Raw genomic sequence first — 14,556 nt, 5'->3', positions numbered from 1 at the left:
GGCCTGGACCGGCGGATCGCATCCACGTGGCGTCTATCCGGTCACGATCGAAGCGGCCGGACGTGCTTCCGTCACCTTCGGTGCGCGCTCGCCACCGGTCTGAACCACCGGCAATTGCAGCACGGTTGCGCGCTGGCCTTCGCAAAGCTGCGTCACCAGCACATGGCTTCCATCAGGAAATTCGATCGCGTCATGATGACGGTCGGCGACTTCGGGTTCGATCTGATTGAATTTGCCGACCCGCCAGTCGGTGGTTCGCGTCCAGATCCAGCGGTTGTCGTATTTGACGTCCTCGGCGAACGCCAGTTCGGTGCCGGGAAGCATGCAGACCGCCACTGCTGGTTCGCGTTCCGACGCAAAGCCGCGGGTCGATGTACCGCGGAACGTCGTGGTGATCAGCGTCTCGCCGACCTGGGCAGGCCGGGTAGCCACAGCATGCAGGCTATAGTCACACATCGGATGGCTCCCTCATTTGAGATAGCTGACCCGTGTCTTCAAGGAGGCACAGGCCCCTATCAGAGTGGACATGGCGCAGAGCCTTTTCTTTTTTCTGGGCAATTCTGCGACTGGCGCGCTGCGCCACATTCACAAACGCGCTAACGTGCCTTGGTTCCAATCGTTCAACAAAAAACCCCGGCGAAGGGCCGGGGCTCTTTTCCGTCATGTCCACGGACGGCACACCGGTCAGTATTTGCGGTAAAGGCCGATCAGCTTGCCCTGAATCCGGACCCGGTTCGGCGGCAGGATGCGGACTTCATAGGCGGCGTTGGCGGGCTCCAGCGCGATCGAGGCGCCGCGGCGGCGGAAGCGTTTTAGCGTAGCTTCCTCCTCGTCGATCAGTGCCACCACGATGTCGCCGGTGTCGGCGGTCTCGTTGCGCTGGATCAGCGCCATGTCGCCGTCGAGGATGCCGGCCTCGACCATGGAATCGCCGCGTACTTCGAGCGCGTAGTGCTCGCCGGAGCCGAGCATGTCGGGCGGCACGCTGATGGTGTGGCTGCGAGTCTGCAGCGCCTCGATCGGCGTACCGGCGGCGATCCGGCCCATCACGGGCACCGCGACCGGGCGATTGCCGTCATCCTCGGCGGCGGGCACGCTCACCGTGCGCTTGCCGAGCGTGCCTTCAATGACGCTCGGCGTGAAGCCGCGGCGGCCGTTGCCGGCAGCCGCAAGCTCCGGCAGCTTGATGACCTCGATGGCGCGGGCGCGGTTGGGCAGCCGGCGGATGAAGCCGCGCTCCTCCAGCGCCGTAATGAGGCGGTGGATTCCGGATTTCGAGCGCAGGTCGAGCGCGTCCTTCATTTCGTCGAAGGAGGGCGGTACGCCAGCCTCTTTCAGCCGTTCATTGATGAAACGCAGAAGTTCGTACTGTTTGCGCGTAAGCATCGCGAGCAATCCCCCGGTTGGCGTCGTCGTTTCGAATCTTCAGCGCTCGGATGGCGGGAGTCCCCAAATCCCAGGCAGAGACACCAGCAGTCGAAACAAATCATGAACGGACACTATATGTTCGATATGTGTTCCGCAACCACTTAATTTCAGGTGAACGCGTCAGGGTTTCTGTCCAAGACGTGTCTTGAGGCGCGTCTTGGGGCGTCATTCCGGCAGCCGCAGCAGCTCGCAAGGCGCCCCCTTGGCGGCCGCCGGCGCGAACGGCGGACGTATCACTAATGCCTGTGCCGCAGCGAGATTCCCCAATAGCGAAGAGTCCTGATGGTTCACCGGCACGGCGACCAGCGTGCCGTCTTCGCGCGCTTCGAGGCGTGCGCGTAGATAGTCCTCGCGCTGGTCGTTGGCGGCGAGGTCGCGGCCGAGCAGGGCGCTTTCTCTGACGTGATGAACGTGGTCGCGGCCCGACAATGCGCGAATCAGCGGCACCAGAAACAGGAAGCCGCAGACATAGGAGGAGACAGGATTGCCGGGCAGGCCGATCACCCGCATCGCGCCGAGCCGCCCGTGCATCATCGGCTTGCCCGGCCGCATCGCGATCCGCCAGAACGCCATGGCGACGCCCTCGGCCTCCAGCGAGTGCTTGACGAGGTCGTGGTCCCCGACCGAGGCGCCGCCCATGGTGATCAGGATGTCCGCGCCAGCCTCGCGGGCGCGGCGGATGCCTTGCGTGGTCGCGGCGACAGTGTCGGCGGCGATGCCGAGATCGACGACGTCGGCCCCCTCGGCCCGCGCCAGCGCCCGCAGGCCATAGCCGTTGGAATAGACGATCTGGCCAGGACCGGGGCTTGCCCCCGGCATCACCAGCTCGTCGCCGGTCGCGAGCACAGCGACCTTCGGGCGGCGTTGCACCGCTAGCTCCGGATAGTTCATGCCGGCGGCGAGCGACAGGTCGCGGTCAGAGAGGCGGCGTCTGCGTTTGAGCAGGACGTCACCCTCGCGAAAGTCGACGCCGGCGGCACGGATGTGCCGTCCCCGAACGGCGGCTTCCGTGATGGTGATATGATCGCCGTCGGCTGCCGTGTCTTCCTGGATGATGACGGCGTCGGCGCCGTCGGGGATCACGCCGCCGGTGAATATCCGTACCGCCTCGCCCTGGCCGACCTTGCGCTCGAACGGCCGGCCGGCGGCGACCTCGCCGATCACCTTCAGCCGCGCGCTGGCGTCGGCGGCATCAGCCGCACGCACCGCATAGCCGTCCATTGCCGACATCGCCAGCGGCGGCTGCGTCCGCCGCGCGGCGACGTCGCGGGCGAGGATGCGATGATGTGCGGCATCGAGGGCCACCATTTCTTCGGGCAGCGCTATAGCGCCGGCAAGGATCGCAGCAAGCGCATCGGCGACAGGCATCAAGGCCACGGGCAGACCTCCGTCAAATTCCAGCGCTAGATTCCAAGCGCAGTCAGTGCCCTGGCCACGTCATCCGTCGATGTCACGTGGATGGCAGAAAGGCCGCGCGCCCGCGCACCTTCGATATTGGCGGCCGAGTCGTCGAAGAACAGAATCCGCGACGCCGGCACGCCGATCGCCTTTATCACGTGATCATAGGCCTCCGCGTCGGGTTTGCGCAAACCGATGCTGGAGGACAGGAAGATCTCGCGGAAATGGCCGAGCACGCCGGCATAGGCCTGCGAAAAATGCGCGACATGAGCCGGATTGGTGTTGGAAAAGGCATAAAGCGGCAGGCGCTTGGCCGCGCCGGCCAACAGCGGTGCGATGCCCGGCATCTCGCCGGTGAAGATCGCGTTCCAGCCTTCGAGGAACTGGGCGTCGGTAATGCCGATGCCGAGCGATTGCCGCAGGTTCGCAAAGAACGCGGCGTCGTCGATCCGGCCGGTCTCGTGATGCTTGAAACTGTCGTTGACGACGAAGCGGCTGGTGAGGTCGGCGGGCGCGCAGCCCGCATGCCCCGCCCAGCAGGTCATTACCTGATCAAAGCTGATATCGAGCACGACACGGCCGAGGTCGAACAGCAAGGCGTCGACGGAATGGGGCGCTGGCGGCAAATTCATGGCAGTCGTTTACAAAACTGGACCGGCCTCGGCAACGGCCACGGCGATTTGCGTCCGAGCCCAATCCGGCGCTTAAGCCGCTGCGCGAGCTGTGCTAAGCGTGGGGTCAAACAGGGAGTGGTGGCATGAAAATCCTGGGTAGAATTTTGGGCGCTGCGGCCGTGGTCTCGTTGCTGGCAGGGCCCGCCTTGGCCCAACAAAAAGGTCCCGCCAGATATGGCGAGGAGGACAAGCCCAAGACGGGGGCGGAGATCGCGGCCGAGAAGGACGCCGAGCGGGCCTACAAGCGGTCGCTTGGCAATATTCCGGAACAACAGAAGGGCAGCGATCCCTGGGGAACCATGCGCGGCGACAACAGCGCACCAAAGGCCGACAAGGCGGCAGCGAAACCGAAGGCCAAGTCCGCCGATACCAAAACCGGCACCAGCGCAAAGTAGAAGACACATCCCGGCGCCGTGCCGGGACAATGATGTCCGCGAGGCAGGCAGGCAAGACGGAGACGCTGCTGTTTTCCCCGATGACGATCCGCGGCGTCAGCTTAAAGAACCGCATCGTGGTGCCGCCGATGCATCAATATTCGGCCGAGAAGGGCTTTCCGACTGACTGGCATCTGATGAACGCTGCGCGATGGCCAGGCCGATCTGATCGCGGTCGGGCGGGAAATCCTCAACAATCCCAACTGGCCGATGGACGCCGCGCTCAAACTCGGCGTCGAGGGCCCGTTCCGCAACGTTCCCCCGCAATTCGGCTATTGGCTCGGCACCCGCGCCAAGCGCGGCTTTGGAACCCGGCCCTCCACCTGGCAAAACGGCCTGCGGGAGGCCGATCAAGCGGCCTCGAATTCGTAGCGATCTCAAATCCGTAAGCCCGCCTGAACGCAAACGACACACCTGTAAACGACCGTATTGCCCTGGGCCGGCGTGCCTTGATCCGACCAAAAAGCCATTGTGAGTTGGCGGGGCCGGGACAGGGGCGCCGATTCACAAGGGATGGTGGGCGTCCGTAGAGATAGAGGGACGCCCCACGATGCGCAGGAATCTTGCTTTTCTTCTCGGCACCGTGACGGGCGCGTGTCTGACCGTTCTCGTGGTCGGACCGCAGGGGACAAATCTGGTCGCGGCGGCAAAGGCCGCGGCCCGTTCCGACACCTATAACCAGCTCAATCTGTTCGGCAACGTGTTCGAGCGGATCAAGACCAGCTACGTCGAGAAGCCTGACGATTCCAAGCTGATGGAAGGCGCCATCAACGGCATGATCTCCGCGCTCGATCCTCATTCGCGATACATGAATGAGAAAGGCTGGAGCGACATGCAGGAGACCACGCATGGCGAGTTCGGCGGGCTCGGCATCGAGGTCACGATGGAAGAGGGCCTCGTCAAGGTGGTGACGCCGATCGACGAGACGCCCGCGGCGAAAGCCGGCATGCTGTCGGGCGACGTGATCACCCAGATCGACGACGAGCAGATTCAGGGCATGACGCTCGAACAGGCGGTCGCCCGGATGAAGGGCCCCGCCAACAGCAAGATCCGGCTCAAGGTCGTGCGCAAGGGTTCCGCCGCGCCGATCGATGTCGCCATCGTGCGCGAGATCATCCGGGTGCGGCCGGTCCGCCACAAGACCGACGGCGGCGATATCGGCTACATCAGGATCACCCGATTCAACGAGCAGACCACCGACGGCCTGAAGAAGGCGATCGCCAGCATCTCCAAGGAAATTCCGCCGGAAAAACTCGCTGGCTATGTCGTCGACCTCCGCAATAATCCCGGCGGGTTGCTCGACCAGGCCGTTTCGGTGTCGAGCGCCTTCATGAACCGGGGCGAGGTGGTCTCGACCCGCGGCCGCACCTCGGAGGAAACCCAGCGCTTTACCGCGCGCGGCGGCGACATCACCAAGGGCAAGCCGCTGGTCGTGCTGATCAATGGCGGCTCGGCTTCCGCCTCCGAGATCGTGGCCGGCGCACTGCGCGACCACAAGCGCGCCACGCTGATCGGCACGCGCTCCTTCGGCAAGGGCTCGGTGCAGACCATCATCCCGCTCGGATCAGGCAATGGCGCACTCGCACTGACCACGGCGCGCTACTTCACGCCGTCCGGCCGCTCGATCCAGGCCCAGGGCATCGCGCCTGACATCGAGGTGCTGCAGGACGTGCCGGATGAACTCAAGGGCCGCGCCGATTTGAAAGGCGAAGCCTCGATGCGCGGCCATCTCGCCGCCGACGGCGCCGAGCAGGCCGGCTCGCAGGCCTACGTCCCGCCGAACGAAAAGGACGACAAGGCGCTGAACGCCGCCTTCAACCTTTTGCGCGGCGGCAGCGTGAACGCGAACGCGGTGACCGCTGCGAAGCGCGCGGTGCCGAACTAGGTTCAGAACCCACCGCGTCATTGCCGCAAGCAATTTGCGCGCTCGTAGCCCAGCGAAGCGATATCCGGGTTGATCGTCCCGTATATCGCTGCGCTCATGCTGGCTACTTCGTGCCGCCGAGATATTGGCGCGTGGCGATCCGGAACACGACCACTTTTTTGAAACCTCATCTCCATCCAATCGTACCTCGCGGCAAACCAGGCGCGTTGAATGGAGTGGTCATGTCGAAAAAGTGGACCTTGCTGGCCCTGATTTTTTCCCTTTGTCCAAGCGGAGCCCTGCAGGCCAATCCGCTGGATTCGCCCGACATCGTTTATATCGACGGGCTGCCGTGCAATCGCGCGTGCCAATCCTACATGGCCTGGTCCGATCGGGCCTTGTCCGCCCGGCAGCACGGGGGACGCGAGACTGATGTCGTCGTTCCGGTTGAGGCGGACCCGGTCGGACCGGACCACGCCAGTTCCGCGCGCGTGACAAGGCAGGCCGCGCCGGCGTCCCGCTCCGCGCCGCGTAGTCACATGGCGGCATCGAAGTCCAAGCCGTCGAATGCCAAAAAGGCAGCTCCCAGTCTCGCCGCGACCGGCAAGAATATTCCATCGGCTACGCCGCCCGTGCCCCGCGAAAAGGCCGTCGCCGGCGGCCAGACGCCGGAGCGCAAAGTGGAAATCCCTCAGAAGCCGGCGCCCAGCCAGCCAGCCGCCATCGCCGCGTCACAGCCCGCGGAGGCTCCCAAATCTGAGGTGAAGTCTGAAGTGAAGTCTGAGGTGAAGCCCGAGCCCGAGTCTGAGGCGAAGTCTGAAGCTAAGACCGAGGCCAAGTCGGAAGCCAAATCCGAGGTCACCCTGCCGCCGCCGGCCACGCTCGAACTCGCCGCGGCTCCCCCCGCAACGCCTGCCGCGGTCGCCGGCGCTCCCGCGACACGAACCCTGCAGCAGCAGCTGGTGGAAGCGACGGGAAGGGCCGACCTCGTCACGGCCATCGGAACGGGCCGGGAAGCGGCCAGCAATTTGGACAATCCGGAAATAGAGCCGGTCCAAGACACCGCAAAGACGACATCCGCATCGCCGGACGAGCCGGACAATCTGGTCGCGCTTGTCCTCGCACGTCCAGAGATCGGTTCATTGTCCGACCTCAACAACAAGAACATCGCAATCGAGGAGAAGCAATCCGCGTCCAGCGGCCGTGTCAGCGCCGCGTTCATGGCGGCGGGCGCCGCCGAAGTCCAGTTCAGCGAGGGAACGCGAGGCGCGATCGACCGCCTGATCAGCGGCGAAGTCCCGGCCGCGGTCCTGACACTGGCTTCGCGCGAAGCAGCCGAGGGGTTTCCCGATATCGAAGGCTTCAGGACGTTTCGGGTGCCGCTCGCGCAGAAGGCGCGGCTCTAGCAAGTTACTTGCTCTTTGATAAGAAAGCCCGCCGACAAGCGCGCGCCGGCGGGGTGGGAAAGGTCGAATCGCAAGGCGTACTACAAAATTGGCGAGGTAGTGAGTTCGTTTGCCGATCTGGAAAGCCGTTGACCGAGGATGCTTCCTTCATTGCTCCCGCCGCTTGGTGGACCATTCCGGGAAATGCGGCGATTCCGGAGGGAGGTTCCGTTGGATTTCGAACTCGCATACCGTCGGTTGGGTGCTGCGACACAGCTTCAGTCGCTGCAGGTTGGGCAGGCAGTCGCTCGTGAGTTTGGGGATTCGCTTTTGACCGCCGAATTCGTTTCGGAAGAGCACGTGGACTTCATCTGTCGCGTGCTCTTAGATCCTGTCGTGACAAGGCGACCAGGCTTGGATGAGCTGATCTTGGCACTTTATAATTGATCGAGAGAAACTGTCGGAAAGTCAGCTGGAACGTTTCTTCGGTTGCTTGGCAAACCGCTTCGGTCATTTGGCCGACGAAAATTTGGCATTCGCGATAGGCGACTTCATTGCGCGCGTTGCCTCACCAGAACGCGCCTTGGAGTTGCTGCTTGACATGACGGCCAACGCCACATCGCTCCAGGCTCTCGCGGGCATCTCCCTTGGTTTGGATATCCTTCGAAAACATCCCACTGAGATGTCGCTCAATGCCATTGAGTCGGCCGTTAAGACGGCGGAAGAGCGCTCTGCGCAACTGAAGAACGAAGCTAATTCGGTCTAGGGTTACGGTGACACTGCATTCAATTCTCGTCGGTTCGACGCGGGCGCCAGCGTCGTTTAAAACGCGACAGGGCCTGGACTAGTGGACGGTCGGAGGCTTTTGCCGTGCGCGATTGTGCGATTTTCCGCAGCAACTTCAAGGTGATTTGCCCCGTCCAGCCCCGCACGCAAAAATAATCCACTTCTCGCCCGCCCCAAATCACCACTACAAATCCGGCCATCCCGTTCCGAGAGAGGGGCGTTGGCCATCGTCACTGACGTTGGGACGGGTTGCGGTGGACGCGGCAGCGTCGGCGCGAAAGGTGTTTGCAGGGCGGTTTCCGTGAGCGAACACATCGCGCAGATGAACGGCGCTTAAACGCCTCCGTCAGAATTTCGGCCGGCGCGCACTGTCTGGTCGAAGTCTTTGGCAGGGGAAGCTGCGTACGGCAAAACCGTGTGGTCCTGGCGCCCGTGGCTGGCGTTAAACCGGCGGAGGTTTGCAATGCCCAACCGGGCCACTGCGAGCCGTCAATCCGCCGGCGATGGAGGCAAGAGGAATTCGTCTCCAGGGAGAGCGCGGCATAAGCCGTAAACCCACTGCGCAGGGAATGCCGGGATGCTCCGGCTGTACCTGTATGCTCGTGTGCGCATTTCCTTAAGTGCATTTGCACACGGGACCGCGGGTGCAGCAAAGCACCCGGCATTCCCTGCGCCCTCTCACTTCTGGGGCGAAACGATACAGTACAACTCGGGCAAATCATGCTGCGAGAATGCGAACATGTGTCTCCACGTCATTGCGAGCCAACGGGTCGCGGCCCGATGGCTCGCAATGACGGTGGCAGGCAGTGTCGTAACGTTACGCTGTGCGCGCAACCGGCTTGCGCTTGCGAGCCCGGCTCGTCGACGCCTCGCCCGGCCGCTCCCGATCCGCCAGCAACAGCGGCCTCAGCTCCGCCGCCGGCTTCGGCGGGCTGAACAGGTAGCCCTGAATTTCCGAGCAGCCGAGTTCGCGCAGCAATTCGCGCTGCGCTTCGGTCTCGACGCCTTCGGCTGTTGTCGTCATGTGGCGATCGGCGGCGATGTTGACCACCGCCTGAACGATAGAGATCGAACCTTCCGGCTCGGCAATGTCGGTGATGAAGCAGCGGTCGATCTTGATCTTGTCGAACGGAAAACGCTGCAGATAGCTCAGCGAGGAATAGCCGGTGCCGAAATCGTCGAGCGCGATGCGGACCCCGATGGCGCGGAGGTCGTGAAGGACGGCGAGCGCCGCCTCGTCATCCCTGATAAGGACCGCCTCGGTGATCTCGAGCTCCAGCCGGTCGGCGGCGAGGCCCGATGCAGCCAGCGCCGCCATCACCTTCAGCGCCAGCGTGCCGCTCTTGAATTGGATCGGCGAGACGTTGACCGCAAGCCTGACATTGTCGGGCCAGCTCACTGCTTCCTTGCAAGCGGTGGTCAGCACCCATTCGCCGAGCTGGTTGATCAGGCCGGTGTCCTCGGCGAGCGGCACGAACTCGGCCGGCGAAATCATGCCGCGTTGCGGATGGCGCCAGCGCACCAGCGCCTCGCAGCCGGTGACTGCGTTGGTCTGCAGACCGAGGCAGGGCTGGTAATAGACCTCGAAGCCGCCGTCGACCAGCGCCTTTCGCAGGTCCATTTCCAGGCTGCGGCGGGCGCGAACCTCGGCTTCCATATCAGGTTCGAAGAAGCGATAGGTGCGGCGGCCGGCGGCCTTGGCGGCGTACATCGCCAGATCCGCATTCTTCAGGATCTGGTCGATATCGGAGCCGTCCTGCGGTGCCAGCGCAATACCGATGCTGGCGTCGGTAGTCACCTGATGGCCGAGGCATTGATAGGGTGCGCGGATCGCCTCAAAGATGCGGCTGACGAGCTTCATCACGTCGTCGGTGTCTTCGATCCCGGTCTGCACAATGGCGAACTCGTCGCCGCCGAGCCGGGCGACAAAATCGGATTTCCGCACGCAAGCAGCGAGGCTGGTACCGACCGACTTCAGGAGCTCGTCGCCGATCATGTGGCCGAGCGAATCGTTGACGCTCTTGAATTCGTCGATGTCGATATAGAGCACCGCCAACGGCCGGTTCGGCGCGGCAAAGGACAATTCGCGCTTGAGCCGTTCGTGGAACAGCGTGCGGTTCGGCAGCTCGGTCAGCGCGTCGTAATGGGCGAGGTGGGTAATGCGTTCCTCGGCGCGCCGCCGCTCGGTGATGTCTTCATGCGTCGCCAGCCATCCGCCGTCCGCAACCGGCTCGTTGACGACCTGGATCGAACGCCCGTCGGGCGTCGAGATCACCATGGCGTTACGGTTTGCGACGTCGCGCAGCACCACCTCGACGTAATGATCGATGTCGCCGACGAACGATCCGGTGTCCTTGCGGTGGGCGATCACCTCGCGGAAGCTGCAGCCCGGCTTCACGATTTCGGCCGACAGGCCGTACATTTCGAGATATCGCTTGTTGCAGATGACGAGATGCTGCTTCGAATCGAACAGCAGCAGACCTTGCGTCATGTTGTTGACGGCGGTGTCGAGACGCTGCTTTTCCAGCGTCAGCCGCTGCTTCGACGCGCGGTGCTGATGGTAAAGCTTGCGCACGACAAGGAACAGCAGGGCGGCGATCGCCAGCACGGACAATCCGGTGACCGTGACCAGGATGCCGATCTGTTCGCGCCAGTCGGCGAGCGCGGCCGACATCGTGGTCGAGGCGACGATCACGATCGGGAAATTCGTCAGCGCGCGGGACGAGATCAGCCGGTCCTCGCCGTCGATCGGGCTGGTGAGGCGCGAGGTGCTGCGGGGCAGCTCGAAGATCTGCCGCTGGGAGGCCGGACCGGTCTTCAAGTTCTGGCCGATCATGTCAGCCACATGCGGGTAACGGGCGAGCAGCGTGCCGTCGCTGTGCAGCATGGTGATGGAGGCGCCAGGTCCGAGCGTCACGGTGGCGAAGAATCTTTCGAAATTGATGGGTTCGATGCCTCGGCCGATGACGCCGAGGAATTCGCCGTTCGGTCCCATCACCTTGCGGGCGATCACGGTGGTCCAGGCGCCCGTGACGCGGCTGTAGACCGGCTCCATGAGCATATCCGGCGATTGCGGGCTGGACTTGAAGGTTCTGAAGAAAGCGCGGTCCGCCGAGTTGACCGATGGTGGCGGCCAGGCGACCGAGGCGTTGATCAGATTGCCGTCGGCGTCGAAGACGTTGATGCCACCGACATAGGACACCGCGTCGATCTTGGATTTCAGCATCAGATGAATGTCGTGGCCGGACATCCGCGGCTTGTAGTTCTCGGGCGTGGCGATCCCGCTGGAGCGCATGAAGGCGATCAGGTCTTTCTGGACGACCTGAAAATCTTCGAGCTGCTGGTCGAAATGGCGGGCCAGCAGCAGCACGGTGTTTTCCAGCTCGCGCTCGCTGTTGCGCAGTGCGCGCTCGCGGAAATTCCCGGCCATGACGGTCGCGCCGATCGCAATGGTGGCGATCAGGAGCAAGCCGCCGAAGATCAGCCAGCGGATCGGGCCGCCGCGAAAGGCGGACGTGATCCTGAATCGTGCGGTGCCGGTTGAAGCCATGGAACACGATCGCTGCCGGGAATGAACAGCCGGAAGCGGCGTTCTCCCAATCCCGACCCATGACGTCGATATCGCGCCGAGATGGAATTGACGTTAGCAAGCCTGGTTAATGAAGGGTTAGCCGAGTGGCGAAGCGGCAATCCGGCAACCACAGGGAACCATCCCGTGACGATGGAACCGGCCGAGCTGTTCGCGCAGAAGCGGTGGACCGGAAATGACCGATCCTCCGCTCGATGGCGAGATTTGCGGGGACGTTACATGCGTGTCGCGGACGTGCGCGTCCGCTTCTTCACAACGACGGCTTGAGTGCCGTCCGGCGCGACATATCCCTGGCTGAACCGCCGCGGGTCGGTATATGGATTGCCGGGACCCTTGTTCTGGCAATTGGCGTTCGGATAGTAGAACGCGCAATAGCCGGGTTCGCCCATGACCTGTTGTGCCATGGCAGGTGTCTTGGCGGGTGCCGTCATCACGGCCAACGCAGCCGCCGCGCCCACAAGCCTGTATCTCGACATCGGATTCCTCCTCGTGAAGGTCCCGAAGCGAACAACCCCGCCGGCTTGGAAGGCATTCCCCGCAGCGCCGGTCACACGCGCGTGACAAGGGTAAAACCGTCGCCCGGCTCAGCGCTCCGCGCGATAATGGCCGGACTTGCCGCCGATCTTCTCGACGAGATGGATGCCTTCGATGCGAACGCCGCGCTCGACCGCCTTGATCATGTCGTAGATCGTCAGACACGCGACCGACACCGCCGTCAGCGCTTCCATCTCCACCCCGGTCGGACCGGTGACCTTGACCGTGGCGCGGACGATGCAGCCGGGCAGTTTTTTGTCGGGCGTGATGTCGAGCGTCACCTTGGACAGCGCCAGCGGGTGGCACAGCGGGATCAGTTCCGACGTGCGCTTGGCCGCCATGATGCCGGCGATGCGCGCCGTGCCCAGCACGTCACCCTTCTTGGCATTGCCGGAAACAATCAGGTCAAGCGTCGCCTTGGCCATGACGACGCGCCCTTCGGCCACCGCCGTGCGCTCGGTTGCGGCCTTGTCCGAGACGTCGACCATCCGCGCTTCGCCCGACGCATCAATATGGGTGAGGGCGCCGCCTTTGGAAGCCTTCCGCGCCATCTCTCAGCCGGTCCCGGTCGCACGCGGTGTGGTGACGCGCGTCAACAGCGCACGTGTCGCAGAGGTCACATCGGCCTGCCGCATCAGGCTTTCGCCGACCAGGAAGGTCGACATGCCGACGCGCTCGAGGCGGGCAAGATCGTCAGGCGTGAAGATGCCGCTCTCGCCGACCATCAGGCGGTCGGGCGGGATCAGCGGCGCCAGCGCCTCGCTGGTCGCCAGCGTGGTCTCGAAGGTGCGCAGGTTACGGTTGTTGACGCCGATCATCGGCGAGCGAAGTTTTAGCGCGCGATCAAGCTCAGCGTGGTCATGGATTTCGATCAGCACGTCCATGCCGAGCGCAATCGCCGCGTCCTCGATATCCTTGGCCGCGGCGTCGTCGAGCGCGGCCATGATGATCAGGACGCAGTCCGCGCCATGGGCGCGGGCTTCCACCACCTGGTAGGTGTCGAACAGGAAATCCTTGCGCAGCACCGGCAAGTTGGTTGCCGCGCGCGCAGCCACCATGAAATCGAGATGGCCCTGGAACGAGGGCGCATCCGTCAACACGGAGAGGCACGCCGCGCCACCGGCCTCGTAGGCTTTTGCCAGTACCGGCGGATCGAAATCGGCGCGAATGAGTCCCTTGGACGGCGAAGCCTTCTTCACTTCGGCAATCAGCGCATAGTCGCCGCCGGCGAGCTTGTCGCGGATTGCGCGCACAAAACCGCGCGGCGGCGGCGCGGTCCTGGCGCGGGCCTCGATCTCGGCAAGCGGATGCGCGCGCTTGGCCGCGGCAATCTCTTCGCGCTTGTAGGTCTCGATCTTGGTCAGGATATCGGACATCTCTTCCCGCCCCCCGGATCAGCCGCGCGAGACTGCGACCAGGTGCTTCAGCCGCGCCGCTGCCGCACCACTGTCGATCGACTTGGCGCCGAGCGCCACGCCTTCTTTCAAATCCCTGGCGCGCCCGGCCACGATCAGCGCCGCCGCGGCGTTCAGCAGCGCGACGTCGCGATAGGGGCTGGGCTTGCCGTTGAGGACGCCTTGCAGCGCCTCGGCATTGGCGTCGGCGTCACCGCCCCTGAGCGCGTCGGTGTTGCAACAGACGAGGCCGGCATCTTCCGGCTTGATCTCGAAGGTGGTGATCTTGCCGTTGTCGAGGCTCGCCACAAAGCTCGGGCCGGTGAGGGTAATCTCGTCGAGCCCGTCGGAGCCGTGCACGACCCAGACGGATTCGGAGCCGAGGTTTTTCAGCACCTGCGCCAGAGGCTGAACCCATTGCCGGGAGAATACGCCGACCATCTGCCGCTTGACGCCGGCCGGGTTGGAGAGCGGGCCGAGCAGGTTGAAGATCGTGCGGGTGGCGAGCTCGACCCGGGTCGGGCCGACGTTCTTCATGGCCGGGTGGTGCGCGGGCGCGAACATGAAGCCGATGCCGGCCTCGGCCACGCAGCGGCCGACCTGGTCGGGCGTGAGGTCGATCTTGACGCCAAGCGAAGCCAGCACGTCGGCCGCGCCCGAGCGCGAGGACAGCGCGCGGTTGCCATGCTTGGCGACAGGCACGCCGACGCCTGCGACGATGAAGGAAGCGCAAGTCGAGACGTTGACCGAACCGGAGCCGTCGCCGCCGGTGCCGACCACGTCGACCGCATCCGCGGGCGCCTTGACCCGCAGCATCTTGCCGCGCATCGCCGACACTGCGCCGGTGATCTCGTCGACGGTTTCACCGCGGACCCTGAGCGCCATCAATAGGCCGCCCATCTGCGAGGGCGTCGCCTCGCCGGACATCATGGCGTCGAAGGCGGAGGCCGCTTCGTCACGCGACAGCGTGGCGCCGGTGGCGACTTTTCCGATGATAGATTTGAGGTCGTCCATCGCTTGGCTTTCAGGATTGGGTGTCGTCGTGGAGTGCGACCGGCCTTCCCGAGGCC

The 14,556-nt window shown here is 64.1% G+C and carries 15 protein-coding genes; 6 read left to right on the top strand and 9 right to left on the bottom strand.

Going from position 1 to position 14,556, the window contains the following annotated elements; all coding sequences use genetic code 11:
• Positions 1-33 precede the first annotated feature (33 nt).
• From AC0QUY_RS00455 to AC0QUY_RS00440, 4 genes are all read right to left on the bottom strand, one after another.
• Positions 34-456 (bottom strand): hypothetical protein, encoded by a 423-nt coding sequence (locus tag AC0QUY_RS00455; protein ID WP_057838114.1) that lies wholly within the window; start codon positions 454-456, stop codon positions 34-36.
• A gap of 228 nt (positions 457-684) precedes the next feature.
• Entirely contained in the window at positions 685-1,386 is a 702-nt protein-coding gene (gene lexA / locus AC0QUY_RS00450; protein ID WP_057838115.1) for a transcriptional repressor LexA, read from the bottom strand.
• 207 nt (positions 1,387-1,593) lie between these two features.
• A complete protein-coding gene (locus AC0QUY_RS00445; RefSeq protein WP_475385336.1) occupies positions 1,594-2,805 on the bottom strand; it encodes a molybdopterin molybdotransferase MoeA in 1,212 nt (403 codons plus the stop codon).
• Positions 2,806-2,831: 26 nt separating this feature from the next.
• Positions 2,832-3,458 (bottom strand): HAD family hydrolase, encoded by a 627-nt coding sequence (locus AC0QUY_RS00440; RefSeq protein ID WP_161854850.1) that lies wholly within the window; start codon positions 3,456-3,458, stop codon positions 2,832-2,834.
• 125 nt (positions 3,459-3,583) lie between these two features.
• Between AC0QUY_RS00440 and AC0QUY_RS00435 the strand changes: the two genes are divergently transcribed.
• The 6 genes from AC0QUY_RS00435 (at position 3,584) to AC0QUY_RS00410 (ending at position 7,949) form a co-directional block, all read left to right on the top strand.
• Positions 3,584-3,895: a hypothetical protein gene (locus AC0QUY_RS00435; protein ID WP_475385335.1), complete on the top strand. Its 312-nt coding sequence runs from the start codon at positions 3,584-3,586 to the stop codon at positions 3,893-3,895.
• A 249-nt stretch (positions 3,896-4,144) separates the two neighbouring features.
• Positions 4,145-4,306, top strand: a complete 162-nt coding sequence (locus AC0QUY_RS00430) for a hypothetical protein (protein WP_475385334.1) — start codon at positions 4,145-4,147, stop codon at positions 4,304-4,306.
• Positions 4,307-4,484: 178 nt separating this feature from the next.
• A complete protein-coding gene (locus tag AC0QUY_RS00425) occupies positions 4,485-5,819 on the top strand; it encodes a S41 family peptidase (RefSeq protein WP_475385333.1) in 1,335 nt (444 codons plus the stop codon).
• 221 nt (positions 5,820-6,040) lie between these two features.
• Positions 6,041-7,204 (top strand): hypothetical protein, encoded by a 1,164-nt coding sequence (locus AC0QUY_RS00420; RefSeq protein ID WP_475385332.1) that lies wholly within the window; start codon positions 6,041-6,043, stop codon positions 7,202-7,204.
• Between the two features lie 210 nt (positions 7,205-7,414).
• Complete coding sequence (locus tag AC0QUY_RS00415) at positions 7,415-7,630, top strand: hypothetical protein (protein ID WP_475385331.1); 216 nt, start codon at positions 7,415-7,417, stop codon at positions 7,628-7,630.
• A gap of 46 nt (positions 7,631-7,676) precedes the next feature.
• Positions 7,677-7,949, top strand: coding sequence for a hypothetical protein (locus AC0QUY_RS00410; RefSeq protein WP_475385330.1), 273 nt, complete (start codon positions 7,677-7,679; stop codon positions 7,947-7,949).
• Between the two features lie 837 nt (positions 7,950-8,786).
• Here AC0QUY_RS00410 and AC0QUY_RS00405 read toward each other — a convergent pair.
• The 5 genes from AC0QUY_RS00405 to trpD all read right to left on the bottom strand — a co-directional run bounded on the left by AC0QUY_RS00405 (position 8,787) and on the right by trpD (position 14,500).
• Positions 8,787-11,519 carry a bifunctional diguanylate cyclase/phosphodiesterase gene (locus AC0QUY_RS00405; RefSeq protein WP_475385329.1) on the bottom strand — a complete coding sequence of 911 codons (2,733 nt, stop codon included), beginning with the start codon at positions 11,517-11,519 and terminating at the stop codon, positions 8,787-8,789.
• A gap of 254 nt (positions 11,520-11,773) precedes the next feature.
• Complete coding sequence (locus tag AC0QUY_RS00400; RefSeq protein WP_475385328.1) at positions 11,774-12,034, bottom strand: hypothetical protein; 261 nt, start codon at positions 12,032-12,034, stop codon at positions 11,774-11,776.
• Between the two features lie 108 nt (positions 12,035-12,142).
• On the bottom strand, positions 12,143-12,643 hold the full coding sequence (moaC, locus tag AC0QUY_RS00395) for a cyclic pyranopterin monophosphate synthase MoaC (RefSeq protein WP_475385327.1): 501 nt from the start codon (positions 12,641-12,643) through the stop codon (positions 12,143-12,145).
• A 3-nt stretch (positions 12,644-12,646) separates the two neighbouring features.
• Complete coding sequence (gene trpC, locus AC0QUY_RS00390; protein WP_475385326.1) at positions 12,647-13,468, bottom strand: indole-3-glycerol phosphate synthase TrpC; 822 nt, start codon at positions 13,466-13,468, stop codon at positions 12,647-12,649.
• A gap of 18 nt (positions 13,469-13,486) precedes the next feature.
• The gene (gene trpD, locus AC0QUY_RS00385; RefSeq protein ID WP_475385325.1) at positions 13,487-14,500 is read right to left on the bottom strand and encodes an anthranilate phosphoribosyltransferase; all 1,014 of its coding nucleotides are present in this window, start codon (positions 14,498-14,500) and stop codon (positions 13,487-13,489) included.
• Between the last annotated feature and the right edge of the window lie 56 nt (positions 14,501-14,556).

This window comes from Bradyrhizobium sp. WYCCWR15520, assembly GCF_056174665.1.
Note: the sequence above shows the minus strand (reverse complement) of the source record. Positions and strands in the feature narration are given on the sequence as shown.

Coding starts and splice junctions, on each gene's coding strand:
- moaC (WP_475385327.1), bottom strand. CDS start 12,643: ATGGCGCGGAAGGCTTCCAAAGGCGGCGCCCTCACCCATATTGATGCG.
- trpD (WP_475385325.1), bottom strand. CDS start 14,500: ATGGACGACCTCAAATCTATCATCGGAAAAGTCGCCACCGGCGCCACG.
- AC0QUY_RS00430 (WP_475385334.1), top strand. CDS start 4,145: ATGGACGCCGCGCTCAAACTCGGCGTCGAGGGCCCGTTCCGCAACGTT.
- AC0QUY_RS00405 (WP_475385329.1), bottom strand. CDS start 11,519: ATGGCTTCAACCGGCACCGCACGATTCAGGATCACGTCCGCCTTTCGC.
- AC0QUY_RS00425 (WP_475385333.1), top strand. CDS start 4,485: ATGCGCAGGAATCTTGCTTTTCTTCTCGGCACCGTGACGGGCGCGTGT.
- trpC (WP_475385326.1), bottom strand. CDS start 13,468: ATGTCCGATATCCTGACCAAGATCGAGACCTACAAGCGCGAAGAGATT.
- lexA (WP_057838115.1), bottom strand. CDS start 1,386: ATGCTTACGCGCAAACAGTACGAACTTCTGCGTTTCATCAATGAACGG.
- AC0QUY_RS00420 (WP_475385332.1), top strand. CDS start 6,041: ATGTCGAAAAAGTGGACCTTGCTGGCCCTGATTTTTTCCCTTTGTCCA.
- AC0QUY_RS00435 (WP_475385335.1), top strand. CDS start 3,584: ATGAAAATCCTGGGTAGAATTTTGGGCGCTGCGGCCGTGGTCTCGTTG.
- AC0QUY_RS00440 (WP_161854850.1), bottom strand. CDS start 3,458: ATGAATTTGCCGCCAGCGCCCCATTCCGTCGACGCCTTGCTGTTCGAC.
- AC0QUY_RS00455 (WP_057838114.1), bottom strand. CDS start 456: ATGTGTGACTATAGCCTGCATGCTGTGGCTACCCGGCCTGCCCAGGTC.
- AC0QUY_RS00400 (WP_475385328.1), bottom strand. CDS start 12,034: ATGTCGAGATACAGGCTTGTGGGCGCGGCGGCTGCGTTGGCCGTGATG.